Source organism: Marinobacter sp. LV10R520-4 (genome assembly GCF_002563815.1).
Classification (GTDB): domain Bacteria; phylum Pseudomonadota; class Gammaproteobacteria; order Pseudomonadales; family Oleiphilaceae; genus Marinobacter.
Genome location: NZ_PDJM01000001.1, coordinates 1,529,452 through 1,544,173, shown reverse-complemented (window position 1 = coordinate 1,544,173; position 14,722 = coordinate 1,529,452). Strand labels below are relative to the sequence as shown.

At 55.6% G+C, this 14,722-nt stretch carries 16 protein-coding genes and 1 pseudogene; 6 read left to right on the top strand and 11 right to left on the bottom strand.

What is annotated here, in order from left to right; genetic code table 11:
• Nucleotides 1-63 precede the first annotated feature (63 nt).
• Nucleotides 64-309, top strand: a complete 246-nt coding sequence (locus ATG98_RS07335; protein ID WP_098420295.1) for a YheV family putative zinc ribbon protein — start codon at nt 64-66, stop codon at nt 307-309.
• 264 nt (nt 310-573) lie between these two features.
• Here the strand turns inward: ATG98_RS07335 and ATG98_RS07330 are convergent, their stop codons facing one another.
• The 10 genes and pseudogenes from ATG98_RS07330 to ATG98_RS07290 all read right to left on the bottom strand — a co-directional run bounded on the left by ATG98_RS07330 (nt 574) and on the right by ATG98_RS07290 (nt 9,138).
• A complete protein-coding gene (locus ATG98_RS07330) occupies nt 574-1,896 on the bottom strand; it encodes a Na+/H+ antiporter family protein (RefSeq protein ID WP_098422524.1) in 1,323 nt (440 codons plus the stop codon).
• 114 nt (nt 1,897-2,010) lie between these two features.
• A complete protein-coding gene (locus ATG98_RS07325) occupies nt 2,011-2,241 on the bottom strand; it encodes a DUF1653 domain-containing protein (RefSeq protein ID WP_098420292.1) in 231 nt (76 codons plus the stop codon).
• Between the two features lie 88 nt (nt 2,242-2,329).
• Complete coding sequence (locus tag ATG98_RS07320) at nt 2,330-2,779, bottom strand: group I truncated hemoglobin (RefSeq protein WP_098422523.1); 450 nt, start codon at nt 2,777-2,779, stop codon at nt 2,330-2,332.
• A 2-nt stretch (nt 2,780-2,781) separates the two neighbouring features.
• Nucleotides 2,782-2,964 (bottom strand): DUF3034 family protein, encoded by a 183-nt coding sequence (locus tag ATG98_RS22930; RefSeq protein ID WP_416376569.1) that lies wholly within the window; start codon nt 2,962-2,964, stop codon nt 2,782-2,784.
• Nucleotides 2,939-3,472 (bottom strand): annotated as a pseudogene (locus ATG98_RS07315) (DUF3034 family protein). Before ATG98_RS07315 ends, ATG98_RS22930 begins: the two are co-directional and overlap by 26 nt.
• On the bottom strand, nt 3,469-5,571 hold the full coding sequence (locus tag ATG98_RS07310; protein ID WP_098422522.1) for an EAL domain-containing protein: 2,103 nt from the start codon (nt 5,569-5,571) through the stop codon (nt 3,469-3,471). The pseudogene ATG98_RS07315 and the gene ATG98_RS07310 overlap by 4 nt, the downstream one beginning before the upstream one ends.
• Complete coding sequence (locus ATG98_RS07305) at nt 5,571-6,053, bottom strand: methylamine utilization protein (protein WP_228706052.1); 483 nt, start codon at nt 6,051-6,053, stop codon at nt 5,571-5,573. Before ATG98_RS07305 ends, ATG98_RS07310 begins: the two co-directional genes overlap by 1 nt.
• A 404-nt stretch (nt 6,054-6,457) precedes the next feature.
• Nucleotides 6,458-6,844 (bottom strand): DoxX family protein, encoded by a 387-nt coding sequence (locus ATG98_RS07300; protein ID WP_098421774.1) that lies wholly within the window; start codon nt 6,842-6,844, stop codon nt 6,458-6,460.
• Between the two features lie 104 nt (nt 6,845-6,948).
• On the bottom strand, nt 6,949-7,602 hold the full coding sequence (locus tag ATG98_RS07295; protein WP_098422520.1) for a hypothetical protein: 654 nt from the start codon (nt 7,600-7,602) through the stop codon (nt 6,949-6,951).
• A 192-nt stretch (nt 7,603-7,794) separates the two neighbouring features.
• Nucleotides 7,795-9,138 carry an MATE family efflux transporter gene (locus tag ATG98_RS07290; protein WP_098422519.1) on the bottom strand — a complete coding sequence of 448 codons (1,344 nt, stop codon included), beginning with the start codon at nt 9,136-9,138 and terminating at the stop codon, nt 7,795-7,797.
• Between the two features lie 161 nt (nt 9,139-9,299).
• Here ATG98_RS07290 and coxB point away from each other — a divergent pair, with 161 nt between their 5' ends.
• From coxB to ATG98_RS07275, 3 genes are all read left to right on the top strand, one after another.
• Nucleotides 9,300-10,430: a cytochrome c oxidase subunit II gene (coxB, locus tag ATG98_RS07285; protein ID WP_098422518.1), complete on the top strand. Its 1,131-nt coding sequence runs from the start codon at nt 9,300-9,302 to the stop codon at nt 10,428-10,430.
• Nucleotides 10,431-10,498: 68 nt separating this feature from the next.
• Nucleotides 10,499-12,106, top strand: a complete 1,608-nt coding sequence (gene ctaD, locus ATG98_RS07280; RefSeq protein WP_098422517.1) for a cytochrome c oxidase subunit I — start codon at nt 10,499-10,501, stop codon at nt 12,104-12,106.
• A gap of 2 nt (nt 12,107-12,108) precedes the next feature.
• Entirely contained in the window at nt 12,109-12,996 is an 888-nt protein-coding gene (locus tag ATG98_RS07275) for a cytochrome c oxidase subunit 3 (RefSeq protein ID WP_098422516.1), read from the top strand.
• Between the two features lie 54 nt (nt 12,997-13,050).
• Here the strand turns inward: ATG98_RS07275 and ATG98_RS07270 are convergent, their stop codons facing one another.
• Nucleotides 13,051-13,254, bottom strand: a complete 204-nt coding sequence (locus ATG98_RS07270) for a twin transmembrane helix small protein (RefSeq protein ID WP_014869383.1) — start codon at nt 13,252-13,254, stop codon at nt 13,051-13,053.
• 44 nt (nt 13,255-13,298) lie between these two features.
• On the opposite strand from ATG98_RS07270, the gene ATG98_RS07265 reads away from it, so the two are divergent.
• Nucleotides 13,299-14,012 carry an SURF1 family protein gene (locus tag ATG98_RS07265; protein WP_323807750.1) on the top strand — a complete coding sequence of 238 codons (714 nt, stop codon included), beginning with the start codon at nt 13,299-13,301 and terminating at the stop codon, nt 14,010-14,012.
• A gap of 55 nt (nt 14,013-14,067) precedes the next feature.
• Nucleotides 14,068-14,718 carry a hypothetical protein gene (locus ATG98_RS07260; RefSeq protein ID WP_098422514.1) on the top strand — a complete coding sequence of 217 codons (651 nt, stop codon included), beginning with the start codon at nt 14,068-14,070 and terminating at the stop codon, nt 14,716-14,718.
• Nucleotides 14,719-14,722 lie beyond the last annotated feature (4 nt).

The window sequence follows — 14,722 nt, the reverse complement described above, 5'->3', positions numbered from 1 at the left end:
TGCCATAGGCAACCCGCCCCGCCGGCCAAGGCCGGCAGGGGCCATTTAATATGGAGTTATCAAATGCCAAGCCCGAAACGTTTCATCGCCGGAGCCGTTTGCCCCCGCTGTGCGGAGATGGACAAAATTACTATGTACACCGACGACGCTGACGAACAAATCCGCGAATGTATAGCCTGCGGTTTCACCGACGGCATTTCTGACATAGAAGCTCCGGCAGCCCCGGAACTGCAAACCCGCGTAAACAAACGCAAAAACGAAGATGACCATACGGTTAAGCAGGTGGTGTTTTTTAAAGGTGGGGATTAGGTGGCTGGGTAGAAGTTTACGTAGCCTTTTGTTTTGGTGGAGGGTCGAGGGTGCGGGGTGTCGTTTCTTCTGGGAAAAACAACTCGCTGCGCTCAGACATATTTTTCCCGACAGAAAAGACACCCCACACCCTTCCCATTTGACTGTAGAGATAGGCTGGCAAATAACATAGCCAGTTTTCCGTAAAGGGGACGGATTTGAAATCCGTCCCCGGTCTTCCGTTCCCAAGTTTAAGGGGGCAGATTTCAAATCTGTCCCCAAGCTTTAAAGAACCATCGCCGCAACCCACCCGAACCCAAGCAACGGCAAGTTGAAGTGCAAGAACGTGGGCACCACTGAATCCCATATGTGATTGTGCTGGCCGTCGGCATTCAGGCCGGCGGTGGGCCCTAGCGTGGAGTCGGATGCTGGCGAGCCTGCGTCACCCAGAGCGCCGGCGGTGCCGACCAGAGCAATGATGGCCATGGAGCTGAAACCCATTTCCAGCGCCATCGGCACGTACAGCGCCGCAATGATGGGAATGGTGGAGAAGGACGAACCAATACCCAGGGTAATCATCAGTCCCACCAAGAGCATCAGCAGAGCCGCCAGGGCTTTGTTGGCGCCGATGATGTCGACCGAGCTTTGCACCAGGGTGGTAATTTCGCCGGTTTCGCGCATGACTTCGGCAAAGCCGGAGGCGGCGATCATGATAAAACCAATCATCGCCAGCATTTTCATGCCCTCGGTGAACAGGTCGTCGGCTTCTTTCCACTTCACCACGCCAGATAAGTTGAACAGCAGGAAGCCGGCCAGTGCGCCCAGAATCATGGAACCCAGCCACAACTGCACCACAAAGGTGACCACAATGGCCGCCAGCGCCATGACCAGAGTCATGGGCTTATAGGTGGTGTTGACTTTTTCGACGCGGGTTATGGCGCTCAGGTTGTAGTTACGTTCGCCGCGGTAGGTAATAAAAATAGCGACCAGCAGGCCACAGAGCATACCCAAGGCAGGCAGCGCCATAGCTTTCATGACGCTCAGACCTTCGACATCGCCACCATTGGCGCTGATTTTGGCCATCAGGATTTCGTTCAGGTAAATGCCACCAAAACCTATGGGAATGAACATGTATGGGGTAATCAGGCCGAAGGTAAGTGCGCAGGCCACCATGCGGCGGTCCATTTTCAGCTTGGCCATGACATACAGCAGCGGCGGAACCACCAGTGGAATAAACGCAATGTGAATCGGCAGGATGTTCTGGGACGACAGCGCAATGGCCACCAGAATGGCGATGATCATGAAGCGCACGCTCTTTACGGCGGTATGATCTTCGCTGCGCCCGACCTTGGCGAGGATTTTTTCCGCCAGTAAGTTGGCCAGGCCGGACTTACCGATGGCTACCGCGAAGGCGCCCAGAACGGCGTACGACAGCGCCACTTTGGCGCCTCCGCCCAATCCATTGTTGAAGGCATCAATGGTGTCGTTCAGCGACATTCCGGCAATCAGGCCGCCGGATACGGCGCCTACTATCAGGGCAACAACAACGTGAATGCGGGCCAAGCTTAATACAAGCATGATCAGCACCGCAGCAACAACGGCATTCATGGCAAACTCCGGGTACGCGTAATGGGCTATCAGGCCTTCTTGCGAAGGCTGAGATTATAAAAACGCGGTAATGTGCAGTAATTTGCCAGCTTAGTCAAAGGGCTTGTGTAACGTTTAGGGTTGGTCAATACGAGCAAAACGCGGAAGCTGCTCTCCTGCAACGTTTACGGTTTCGCGGAAGATGCTGAGGGGGCGAACCCAAAGGCTGTAATCGCCGTAGAGGCAGCGGTAGACCACCAGTTTTTCCTCGGTCTCGCTGTGGCGGGCAATGTCGATCACTTCGTAATCTTTGCCCTTGTAGTGCCGATAGCGGCCCGGAAGGATATCTATTTTTTTTTCAGTCATGCGGGTGTCGTGCCTCGTTTTCGTTGCACTTGTCTTTGCTGCCTTTGTCTTTATAGCCCTTTTTGTGACTTTTTTTCACTGCGGGTTTTTAAAGATGCCGGATATCCGGGTACATCGGTAGCAGTTTTTTAATCAGCCGGTTCTGCGCCGCTGTTGGCACATCGTTTTCTTCCATAGCGAGAATAAGGTTCTCTGCCAGGGCGTTAAACTGGGTATCTGTAATGCCCATGGCCGCGTGGGATTCGCGCATCTCGCGACCGGAATACTGGCATGGGCCGCCGCTGAGTTCACACAACTGGTCTGTCAGGTTGCGATGAAACTGCGCAACGTTTATGCCCTTGAACTGATGACTAATTCGCGTGTCATCCACGATGAGATACAGCAGATCTTCCACCACATCCGCAATGCCTGCCCGCTCGCCTAACTGAAGATAGAGGCGATTGTCGGGTTCGCGGTGAAAGCTTTGGCAGCCCGTTAGAACAAGGCTGACCAGAACAACAAGAGCGGCGAAGTGGGTCTTCACTGTGCCTAAGCGCATGATCAGAAACCCCCCTGCAGAGACAGATAAACACCCTGCTGGTCTTTTAGGGTTGCGACATCATCCAGATTAACGAACGCTGCCGTTACGGCCAGTCTACGGTCCGGTACCCAGGCAATAAACAGGTCCCACCAGTCGTCTTCGCGGGCAAAGCTCAGGTTATCCGGCTTCGGCCATAAACTCATAGCTATTATTGAGGTCGCCGCCGCTGTCGTCCCGTGCACCGATGGCTTCCGGCACCGTGAAATCTCGCTGCCGTTTATGTTGTACGCCGGCAGACCACTGGCCCCAAGGGCTGTAGAGAGCGTCTCCCATCAGCCGTACTTTCACCCCGAAAATATCCTGATTGAGTTCATCCTGTTTCAGGCTGCCCAGATCCAGGGTCTACCGAGCAAATGTAACTTCGATCCGATTGTTCCAGTCCAAACCGGCACCCACAACCGCGAGCGTGTAGTCATCCACCTCGGCCCGACTTATGGCCACAGTTCCACCCCATTCTTCATCACTTGCGTAGCTTCCAAGCAAAGCCCAAGGCACTAACCCGCCGCCGGCGCTGCCTTCTATAGCAGTGACGCCGCCGGTTGCCCAGAGGCGACTGCCAACATCCGCAGAGACCGGGGTCGTTGCAATAATCCCCAGGGTCAGCAAGAGCGGGAATACCACAACACCCGGTTTGCTGGAAAAACGTGTCATGGCGAATGCTCCGGCGTAATTCCACTTAGTTCCTGCTGGCGTTCTGCCAGGGCCGCAACCGTCTGCGCAAGCTTATCCGCAGAAACCGGACGGCTCAGATAAAACCCCTGGCCGACATCGCAGCCCCAGGCCTGCAGCAATTTCCAGGTTTCCAGATTCTCGATACCCTCGGCAACTACTTTTAGTCCAAGCCCGTGGGCCATATCGATAGTGGATTTTACAATCAACGGATCCTGAGGTTCGGCGTTCAACTTCAGAACGAAAGATTTGTCTATCTTCAGTTCCTGAACGGGTAGCTTGCGCAGCTGTGATAGCGAGGAATAGCCGGTGCCAAAGTCGTCAATGGAAAGAGTTACGCCTAGGTTACGCAGGCGATTCAGTGTCGCCATGGCTTCTTCCGGTGATATAAAGCCCAACTCCGGGTGTATCCAGCGCACCAGGGCCTCCACCTGAAGTAGCTGCCCGGTGCTATTGTCCAGTTTGGGTTGGTAGTTCATGTGCAGGCCATTGTTGCGAACGGCACTGTGCAGGTCAGAAACCAGTTTCAGCTCACGTAGATGGTCTTCATCCCGCCCACGCTCGTACCGTGTGACCGCAACGCCCTGCCGGAAGGCGTGTTCGAAGGTCAGGTTTACGCGCCTTCTCAGCTCGCTGTTATTGCTGGCGTCTGCGGGCAATTGCAGTGTTATCAGATGAGTGCGCAGGGAAAACGGGGTATTTTCAATATTCCGCGGCGCTACTACGGTGTCATGCAGAGCTTGCGCTCGCAGAGCCAGTGCTTCCGGGCCGAGCTGTGGAATCAATGTCAGGAATTCTCCGCCCCCCGTGCGAGCAATTATGCCGGCATCGGGAAGTTCATCACGCAGCCGTTGTGAGAGGCCAAGCAGGACTTTGTCGCCGAATGCCAAACCGAGTGTATCGTTGATGTCCGATAGGTCGCTCACGCGCAGGCCGATCAGGCTGCAGGGTTTACCGGCGTCAAAGCTATCTTTGGCTGATTGCATCAAAGCGTTGCGGTTGCCTAGCCCGGTGACTTCGTCATGGGTTGCGGCATTGCGGATTTCTCCTTCGCGCCGGATAAGCCGGGCCAAGGTGTCACGAAGCGTATCCCTGAGCTGCCTCAGCTCGCCGCCAGTGCGGATATCAGGAGCCGGAGGGTTGTCTCCGTGGCCCACTGCCCGGGCATAATCGGCAAGTTGTAACACTGGCCGGCCGAGATGCCTGGCGGTAAGGAGTGCCAGTAATATCGCCAGTGCCATGATGACAGTGACCAGCAGGGCTATTTCCAAGGCTCGGCTGCAGTAGTTTTGCCGGCTCGCTTCCCGGCTGGTCAGAAGAACCGCTTCGAATGAAATTTGCCCGAAACCTCCCAGATCCAGTATGCGGGTGAAGTAGCGATCGCTTTTGATAAAGTTCTGGTTACTCTCAGTTCCGTTTAGTGCGGGGTCTTCGGTACTGTCGATATCGGAGGACGTAGCAAAGTTGATGAAACCGCCAGGGCCGTTCGGACTCGCTCGGAAAATAACCGAACTGCCACTTAGCCGGGTGATGATGTTTGCCAGTTCCTGATCCAGTTCGAAACCGGCAACCAGCCAGGCTCTTAACCCAGGCGCTTCTATGGGAATGACCAGCATCTCATAGCCACGCTGATCAATAGTCAGCAGTGAACGGGCAACACCGCTTTTACGCGCCGTAGCCAGTTGCATTTCGTTGATGTCGGGCGCCTTTTGGGTCAGCGTAGAGGCCAGCAGCTGTCCTTGGCTGTCCAGCAGCAATGCAAAATCCGCGTCTACGCGCCCGCTGTGGTTTTCAAGAGCGCTGTTTAGAGTTGCCGGATCGCCGCTGGCAATCGCAGAGCGAAAACCAAAGTCACGGACAACGACATTCAGACGGGAAAGCTCAAGATCAGTGCGGCGTTCAAGCACTTCGGTGGTAAGGCGCTCGGCGATTGTGAGCTGTTCCAGGGCGCGGCGGTTTTCGTCTTCAAACAGGTACACCATCATCAGCGCACCGATCAGCAGGCTTACCAGAGCAACCAGCGCAACCATGGCCGTAACCAGGCGACCGCGAAATCCTATGCGGCTAGTCAGTCCGCCCATCAAAGGTTCTGAAATCGCTTTTGAAGATTATTCATCGGGCCTTCGAGACTTGGCTCGGGCGTAAGCTCAATGCTGACGGTTTCGATACCGGCGTTGGTCAGGCTGGCGGCCGTAATTTCCCGAACCACCGGCTTGGTATTGTCTGGCAGGCGTGGGTGCCAGATATTCAGGTTCAGCGAGCCGGGTACCTGAGCGTCGCCAAAGTCCAGCGCGATCGTTACCTCGCCCTGCTCATTGGTTTGGCCTATTGCACGAGTGTTAGCCACGACAATAAAAGCCTGCATATGGTCGTGAATATTACAGCCAAGCTCTACAATTCCGGGCTGATCAAACACAACCGGCGCTTCGAGCCTATTAGCATAAAGCTCAAGATTAAAGGTTTTTGCCGGCGAAAAAGAATAGACGTGATGCTGGGTGTTGTCTCGATTGGGGAAGTCCACGCTAGAACCTACAGGCAGAATCAACACGTGGGGATGAAACATTCGGTCTCTCTGAGACACTGCTGACCGCACAGGAGATGGCTTGCTGCCGTCATTCATATACACCACAGCGCCAGCGACCGGACCAGTGCCGTCAGCAAGCTGAACCCTGACCGTCAACTCATCTGCCAGTAAAGAAGCCGGCAAAAGACAACAGGCTAGCAGCAAAACGGTTTGATTTTTCATTTTGGCTATGAACTTTTCGGTTGGGCAGAATCTTTCGATGGAGCAGAACCTGCAGGGCCGGGCGGGGTCAGGTACGGCCAGGTTCGCCCATGAACTTGTATACCAGCAGACTAGCACGAGTTGCTTCCATATCGACAAGCTCACCAGCCTTTACCTTTAAAGTGGCAATAGCGGTCGGATTTCAGTGAAGCTTCAGCAGATACGGAATTTCTCTTTGGCACTCAGTTGCGGACGGTATAACGGCCGGAGCCGAAGAAAAAAACCGCCACCGCACTCATCAGAAAGAAAAACTGCAGTTCTAGCTGCAACCCGCCATTGCCACTGAGGGTCATTAACTGATGGCTGTGCACCAAGGCCAGGGCCACCAACATGTTTGCGACAATCAACAGGGCGCCTATGCGGGTGTGAAAACCCAGAATAATCATCAACGGGGCCAGGACTTCACCAATAATCACGCCCCAGGCCAGAAACGCCGGCAGGTTATGGCTGACTAACTGGGCTTCAATAAAGCCCACGCCATTCATCAGTTTATCGATGCCGTGAAACAGCAGCAGACCGCCCAGAGTGAGGCGGATAATCAGTTTTCCAAGATCGGTATTGGCAAGCATGGTTTTGGTCCCGAGGCAGGTAAAAAACAGCGCACAGCTTAACCGCTTCGGCGTCAGGCGCAAGCTAGTGAATGTCATATAACAAATGCTAAAGGTAGCAGAGGCTAGCGCCGGCGACGATTGCCTAGAGTAAAGCGAATGTGATTACGCACTAGCAGGTTTTCCCAATACTGTCGCATTGAGTCCCAGGCCGCGTTGTTGGCCTGTGCCACAAACGGGTCCAGGTTAAGATCATAGTAGTCCGGGCTGCCCGCAATCTGCCGCACGGTGATGGCTACGGCATCGTCCAACTCATTGGCGAACGGCTCACCAATGAGTTCGTGTACCAGCAGGTTGGCCCGTGTGGCCTCCAGATCCACCAGTTGGCTGCGGCGGAAGCTGTGGTTGTTGTCGTACATGTCTTCCATCAGGCGGTGGCACAGATAGGCGCTGATTAGAAGCCCGTCAAGGCCTATATAGCGACTAAGAAGCACCGACGGGTTGGTAAAAAAACGGATGGCGGCGTCTAGAAAGGGCGTGAATAGACCTTCGTGGCCGGCGTCGCGGGCGCAGGTGTCAACCGCGTGAATCAGCCGCGGGGCCGTTTCGATGTATTCCACCGAAAACTGGAACAGGCAGCTAGCCGGCGCTCGACTGTTAAAGCTGATGCACGTTGGCAGCGCCTGGGCACGCAGCTGCAGGTGGCGCAAAAAAGCGCCTGAGCGGGCTTCCCTGCACCTTGCAGTGTCAATGATGTCCAAGACTACCTTCGGAGTCATGTGCGCGGTTGCCGGTGTCGATACGTAAAAGGATCGCAAGGCGCCTCCCGTTCATGTCACGGGTACATGGGTTGTGCAGGCAAATGGCCTAGTTAGGCGCAGGGTGAAGCCTGTGATGTTAATAAAGTGTAGACGACTATTTCAGCCTTGCCGGCCAGGGCGTCAACAATTTAATCTGGATGCGGGCAGCTGTTATGGGTCCTCATTTCTACGAAACCAGCGCCCCTGACGATTAAAATGCAGGTATACCAATCCCATACTCAAGGCTCGCGCCAGCATCAGGCTGATCATCGCAAACCACAACCCGTGATTTCCCCAGCCGGTGGTCAGCCACCACACCGGCAAATACACGCCCAGGGCGGCAAACAGCATGGTGTTCTGCATGGCGCGGGTTTGGGTGGCACCAATGAAAACGCCGTCAAACAGAAACCCCCACACCGCGGTGAAAGGCAGCAGCCACACCCAGGGCAAATACTGCCAGGCGTTAATTTGCACGGATTCGATGCTGGTTAATAACCCGATCAGCATCTGGCCACCCAGCACAAAAAGCGCTGTCAGCAGCAGGGCACCCCAAACCGACCAGCGCAGGGCGGTGTCGAATACCCTTTTGAACTGGCGCCGGCTGCCACGGCCGACGGCCTCGCCTATCAGAGCTTCAGCGGCGTTGGCAAAGCCATCCAAAGCGTTGGAAATAACCAGCAGAAAAGTAAACAGTACCGCGTTGGCGGCCAGAATAGCGTCGCCCTGGCGCGCGCCTTGAGCGGTAAAAAAGGCAAACGCCAGCAGCAAGGTGATGGTGCGCACCATAATAAAACGGTTTACCTGAAGTATGCGCAGGTAGTCTGCAAGGGTGCCGATCAGCGCGCGGGTCATGCGCTGGCCCTCGGGCATGCGCCTTAACACGATCGCCAACCCAATCAGCGCCGCACCGTATTCCGCGATAACCGTCGCCATGGCCACACCGCGGCTGTTCCAGCCGAATCCGGTCACAAAAAGTACGTCTAGCACCAGATTCACGCCGTTGGCCACTACCAGCATGATCATTGGGCCGCGGGAATACTGGGTACCAATTAGCCAGCCCACCAGGGTGTACTGGCACAGCACCGCCGGCGCGCTCCAGATGCGTATGGCGGCGTATTCGGAGGCCAGTTCCAGCACGCCGGCGCTGGGGTTCATCAGCGCCAGGCCTGTGTGTATCAATGGCTGTTGAAAAATAATCAGCAACAGACCGATGGCCACCGCCAGCAACAGCGAGCGCACCAGCAGTGCCACCTGCTCGTACTCGTCACGTTTGCCCCAGGCTTGAGCCGCCAAACCGGTGGTGCCCATCCGCATAAAGCCGAAGGTCCAGTACAGAATGCTGAACAGGTTGGCGCCTAAAGCTACGGCGCCAAGATATTGCGGATCTGGCAGGTGCCCCAGCACGGCGGTGTCTACCAGGCCAAGCATCGGGACAGTCAGGTTGGTGAGCATCAACGGCCACGCCAACGCCCATAATCGGCGATCCAGGCGGGTTAAACGGTGCAAGGGCCTCATAACGGCTATCCAGAATAGTCACAGCGGTAAAGCGCTGGAATCATAACATTGTTAAATTTCAGCTGTTTGTTAGCCTTTTCGTTATCTATGTCTATAATGGTGTTCTAGATATTCGAAAGCAGTCTTTCACCCGACAATAATAATCCATGTGGAGACGCAATATGCGTGTGCACGCAAAACGGGCTTTGGCCCTATGCGGCTTGGCTCTGTTCCCGGTGATGTCCATGGCGGACTGGACCATGAACATGAGCCCCGGTGTTACCCAAACCAGCAACGACATTTACGGCTTGCACATGACCATTCTGTGGATCTGCGTTGTCGTCGGTGTTGTGGTGTTCGGCGTCATGTTCTGGTCGATCTTCGCCCATCGTAAGTCTCGCGGTCACAAACCCGCGAACTTCCACGAGAACACCACGGTGGAAGTGCTTTGGACCATCATTCCTTTGGTTATTCTTGTGGCTATGGCAATTCCAGCCACCGCTACGCTGATTGATATGTATGACACCACCGAAGCCGATGTGGACATCAAGATCACCGGCTACCAGTGGCGATGGAAGTACGATTATCTGGACGAAGAGGTTGGTTTTTTCTCCAGCCTGAGCACCCCCCGCGACCAGATCAACAACCGCCAGGCCAAGGGTGAGAATTACCTGCTGGAAGTTGACAACCCGTTAGTAGTGCCGGTGGGCCAGAAAGTGCGGTTACTGATGACTGCAAACGATGTCATCCACTCCTGGTGGGTGCCTGAGTTTGGCCTGAAAAAAGACGCCATTCCCGGGTTTATCAACGAAGCCTGGATTCGCGTAGATACGCCAGGTACTTATCGCGGCCAATGCACCGAGCTGTGCGGTAAAGACCACGGCTTTATGCCGATCGTGGTAGAGGCCGTGCCATTGGCTGAGTATCAGACCTGGATGGGTGAGCAGCGCGAGGCAGCGCAGAAAGAAAAAGAACTGACACAAAAAGAATGGACCATGGACGAACTGATGGAGCGCGGTGAGCAAAGTTATCAAAGCGCTTGTGCCGCCTGCCACCAGGCCGATGGCAGCGGCTTGCCGCCGTCGTTTCCGGCGCTGCGTGGCAGTGCTATCGCCGTCGGCGACATAGCTGGCCATATCGATATTGTGGTTAACGGCAAACGCGGTACCGCCATGCAGGCCTTTGGCGAGCAGCTTAGCGAAGTCGATATTGCGGCGATCATCACCTACGAGCGTAACGCCTGGGGTAATAACGTGGGCGACATGGTGACGCCCAAGGACATTTTTGATTACAAGATTCAGCAACAACAGTGATCCGTTGGCGGCGTCACGCTGCCAACCCAGGCTCCTACAAGAATAAAACGGCGGTTACGGGAGATACTATGAGTACGGTTGCAGACGCTCACACCTCAGAGCATTCTTTAGGGCAGAACCACGATCATCACGGCCCAGCCAGGGGTTGGACTCGTTGGCTCTTCACGACCAACCACAAAGACATCGGGTCCATGTACCTGATGTTCAGTTTTGCTATGTTCCTGTTGGGCGGCACCTTGGCCATGGTCATCCGCGCCGAACTGTTCCAGCCCGGGCTACAAATCGTACAGCCGGAATTTTTCAACCAGATGACCACCATGCATGGCCTTATTATGGTGTTTGGTGCGGTGATGCCGGCCTTTGTGGGCCTGGCTAACTGGATGTTACCGCTGATGATCGGCGCACCGGACATGGCCCTGCCGCGGATGAACAACTGGAGCTTTTGGTTGCTGCCCTGCTCCTTCCTGATTCTGTTATCCACTCTGTTTATGGACGGCGGCGGCCCCAACTTCGGCTGGACCTTCTACGCGCCGCTGTCGACCACTTACGGTCCACCTAGCACCACTTACTTCATATTTGCCCTGCACATTGCCGGTGCGTCGTCGATTATGGGCGCCATTAACGTGATTGCCACCATTTTGAACATGCGTGCGCCGGGCATGACCCTGATGAAAATGCCCCTGTTTGTGTGGACCTGGCTGATTACCGCGTTTCTTTTACTGGCGGTTATGCCGGTGCTGGCAGGCGTGTTGACCATGATGCTGATGGACATCAACTTCGGTACCAGCTTCTTTGACGCCTCCGGTGGCGGCGATCCGGTGCTGTTCCAGCATATATTTTGGTTCTTCGGGCACCCCGAGGTGTACATCATGATTTTGCCGGCGTTCGGCGCTATTTCCCACATAATTCCGGCGTTTTCCCGTAAACCGCTGTTTGGCCATGCCTCTATGGTGTACGCAACGTGCGCCATTGCGCTGCTTTCGTTCCTGGTATGGGCCCACCACATGTTTACGGTGGGTATTCCCGTCGCCGGCCAGCTGTTCTTTATGTATGCCACTTTGCTGATTGCGGTACCCACCGGGGTTAAGGTGTTTAACTGGGTGGCGACCATGTTCCGTGGTTCGCTGACCTTCGAGGCGCCGATGCTGTTCGCCATCGCGTTCGTCATTCTGTTCACTGTGGGGGGGTTCTCTGGGCTGATGCTGGCCATTGCTCCGGCCGATTTCCAATACCACGACACCTACTTTGTGGTGGCGCATTTCCACTACGTGCTGGTGCCAGGCGCAATCTTTGGCATCTTTGCTTCTGCGTACTTCTGGCTGCCCAAGTGGACCGGCTACATGTATGACGAAACCCTGGCCAAGACCCATTTCTGGCTGTCGTTCGTGGGTATGAACCTGGCGTTTTTCCCCATGCACTTTCTGGGACTGGCGGGCATGCCGCGGCGTATCCCGGATTACGCCCTGCAATTTGCCGATTTCAACATGGTGTCCAGCATAGGTGCCTTCCTGTTCGGGGCTACGCAGCTTCTGTTCCTGTTCATTGTCGTGAAATGCGCCCGCGGCGTCGGTGAGCCAGCGGCGGCCAATCCCTGGGACGGCGCGGAGGGCCTGGAATGGACCGTGCCTTCACCTGCGCCTTACCACACATTCTCCACACCACCGGAGGTGCATTGATTATGTCGGAACACCAGGAGTATTACGTACCGGATCAAAGCAAGTGGCCGATTATTGCTACGTTTGGGCTGGGTACGACGCTGTTCGGCGCAGCCACTATTATGGTCGACGGCGGTCAGGGTGCCAGTACCAGCAGTGGTTGGATGATCTTTACTGTGGGCCTGTTATTGATGGCCTATATGATTTTCGGCTGGTTTGGCAGCGTGGTGCGTGAAAGCCGCGCTGGCCTTTACAGCCCACAAATGGACCGGTCTTTCCGCTGGGGCATGAGCTGGTTTATTTTTTCTGAAATCATGTTTTTCGCAGCGTTTTTTGGCGCCCTGTTTTACGCCCGGGTGTTTGCCATTCCCTGGCTGGGGGGCGAGGGCGATCGCGGTAGCTCGAATATGTTGTGGGAAGGGTTTCAGGCGACCTGGCCGCTGATTAACACGCCCGACCCCAGCTTGTACCCAGCGCCCAAGGGCGTCATAGGGCCGTGGGGCTTGCCGTTGATAAACACCATTTTATTGGTGAGCTCGTCATTCACCATTACCGTTGCCCATCATGCGCTAAAGGCCGATAACCGTAAAAAATTGAAGCTGTGGCTGGGCGCCACTATTGTTCTGGCGCTGGTATTTGTGGGTCTGCAGGCTGAAGAATACATGCACGCCTATCAGGATTTGAACCTGACCCTGCAATCCGGAATTTATGGCAGCACCTTCTTTATGCTGACCGGGTTCCACGGCGCTCACGTGATTTTGGGCACCATCATGCTGATTGTGATGCTAATACGCATTAGAAAAGGTCATTTCACTGCTGACAACCACTTCGGGTTCGAGGCGACTGCCTGGTACTGGCACTTTGTAGACGTGGTCTGGCTGGTGCTGTTTGTGTTTGTATACGTGGTCTGACATCGCTCTTCTGCTTTGTCAGACCTGCTGTCAGACCTGCTATCAGGGCTGAAGTTAGGGTGTAGGATTCAGCGTTAAGCCGCCTTGCCAGAGCGACAGCAAAATGACCAACAGCAACAGCACGCTCAGGGCAACGCGCAGCGCGAGGGAATTGATAACGCGATTGGTTTTTCCACCGTCGCGAATCAGAAAAAACAGGCCGCTGAACAGGCTGACGATCACCGCCAGTAATAGGGTAACAATGAGTGTTTTTAACATGTACAGGTCCGTTCGGTTAGCTGGTCTGTTCACTATAGCAAAGCATGGGTGATTTGCAGGGTCCACGGCGTTACTGGCACTGGGATTGGCGTCTTATGCTGTTCAGTGGCTTGTTTTTGCCGCTGTTACTGGGTTTGGGAGTGTGGCAGCTGCAGCGTGCCGAGTTCAAACAGCAACAGCAGGGCCAATGGGACCAGCAGACGTCTGAACTGGCCTGGCCGCAGCTGGTAGAGCAGGGCCTGGATGCAGGTCGACCCGTAAAGCTTAACGGATCATACGGCGATACCACCTGGCTGCTGGACAATCGCACCCGCGATGGCATGGCTGGATACGAGGTGTTAACGGTGTTTTATCCACTCCAGGGGCCGGCGCTGGTGGTCAATCGCGGCTGGGTAATTGCACCGCGTACCCGTCAGCAGCTGCCGGAAACCTCGGTGACACAAGAACGGATAGAAATTTCCGGACGCCTGGCAGACTTTCCCCAACCACCCGTGCTGGCTGCCGTTCAGGCCGGCAGTGGTTGGCCAAGGCGGGTGCAAAGCCTGCCCCCGGAGGTGGCGCAAGACGTGGTCCCAGAATTGCCCGAGTTGATTTTACGCCTGGCTGACCAGAACCAGCCGGGCGCACTGCGAGCCGACTGGGCGCCAGACCGAATGGCCGCTGCGACCCATTACGGTTACGCTACCCAGTGGTTTGCGTTGGCGCTAATGCTGACTATATTGACGATAGTGGCGAGTTACCGTAAAGCCGCAGATTAGCCACACATCAACCACACTTTAACCACAACAGCCGTGACCCGTTCAGGAGCCAATAATGACAACAACGGTGGCCCAGCAGACTTCCCAGACAGCTTCGCCCAAGTCCATGAGTCCGCAGCAGATACGCAAAGGGCGGCGCATGGCGCTGCTGCTTATGGCGGTGGGTTTTGGCCCGATTATTCTGGCCAGTGCGATGTTCTACGGCGGCTGGCTCAATCCGGCTGAGCACACCAACAACGGCGCTCTGGTGACGCCTCTTGTTCCGCTTAGCAATTTGCAGCTACAAACTGCGCAGGGCGCACCGCTGGCAGCCCGTTTCGGCCCAACGCAAACCAGCGCCACGTGGTTGCTGTTGGTGGTGGCGGGCAACTGCACAGAGGTTTGCCAACAACTGCTGTACACCACACGCCAAACCAACATTGCGCTCGGAAAATACGCCACGCGGGTCAGCCGTGGTGCGGCCCTGACAAGCTTGCCACCGGCTCTGGACCAGCGCTGGGCGGCAGACTTTGAGCGTATGGAGCGGTTTACGCCGTTGCCGGCCCAAACACCCGTATGGCCTCCGGGCGTGGAGCCTTCCCAGGCGCCTCAACTGCTGCTGGTAGACCCCTTAGGCAACATTATGATGCGCTACCCGGCAGGCATACCGGGGGGCGATGTGTTGGATGACCTGAAACATCTGCTGAAAATTTCGCGAATCGGCTAAGGCG

Bases quoted from the DNA above. Each gene is read 5' to 3' on its own strand.
- ATG98_RS07295 (WP_098422520.1), bottom strand. From the start codon at position 7,602: ATGACTCCGAAGGTAGTCTTGGACATCATTGACACTGCAAGGTGCAGG.
- ctaD (WP_098422517.1), top strand. From the start codon at position 10,499: ATGAGTACGGTTGCAGACGCTCACACCTCAGAGCATTCTTTAGGGCAG.
- ATG98_RS07260 (WP_098422514.1), top strand. From the start codon at position 14,068: ATGACAACAACGGTGGCCCAGCAGACTTCCCAGACAGCTTCGCCCAAG.
- ATG98_RS07305 (WP_228706052.1), bottom strand. From the start codon at position 6,053: ATGTTTCATCCCCACGTGTTGATTCTGCCTGTAGGTTCTAGCGTGGAC.
- ATG98_RS07325 (WP_098420292.1), bottom strand. From the start codon at position 2,241: ATGACTGAAAAAAAAATAGATATCCTTCCGGGCCGCTATCGGCACTAC.
- ATG98_RS07270 (WP_014869383.1), bottom strand. From the start codon at position 13,254: ATGTTAAAAACACTCATTGTTACCCTATTACTGGCGGTGATCGTCAGC.
- ATG98_RS07275 (WP_098422516.1), top strand. From the start codon at position 12,109: ATGTCGGAACACCAGGAGTATTACGTACCGGATCAAAGCAAGTGGCCG.
- ATG98_RS07330 (WP_098422524.1), bottom strand. From the start codon at position 1,896: ATGAATGCCGTTGTTGCTGCGGTGCTGATCATGCTTGTATTAAGCTTG.
- ATG98_RS07335 (WP_098420295.1), top strand. From the start codon at position 64: ATGCCAAGCCCGAAACGTTTCATCGCCGGAGCCGTTTGCCCCCGCTGT.
- ATG98_RS07290 (WP_098422519.1), bottom strand. From the start codon at position 9,138: ATGAGGCCCTTGCACCGTTTAACCCGCCTGGATCGCCGATTATGGGCG.
- ATG98_RS07300 (WP_098421774.1), bottom strand. From the start codon at position 6,844: ATGCTTGCCAATACCGATCTTGGAAAACTGATTATCCGCCTCACTCTG.
- ATG98_RS07320 (WP_098422523.1), bottom strand. From the start codon at position 2,779: ATGCGCTTAGGCACAGTGAAGACCCACTTCGCCGCTCTTGTTGTTCTG.
- coxB (WP_098422518.1), top strand. From the start codon at position 9,300: ATGCGTGTGCACGCAAAACGGGCTTTGGCCCTATGCGGCTTGGCTCTG.
- ATG98_RS07310 (WP_098422522.1), bottom strand. From the start codon at position 5,571: ATGGGCGGACTGACTAGCCGCATAGGATTTCGCGGTCGCCTGGTTACG.
- ATG98_RS22930 (WP_416376569.1), bottom strand. From the start codon at position 2,964: ATGAGTTTATGGCCGAAGCCGGATAACCTGAGCTTTGCCCGCGAAGAC.
- ATG98_RS07265 (WP_323807750.1), top strand. From the start codon at position 13,299: ATGGGTGATTTGCAGGGTCCACGGCGTTACTGGCACTGGGATTGGCGT.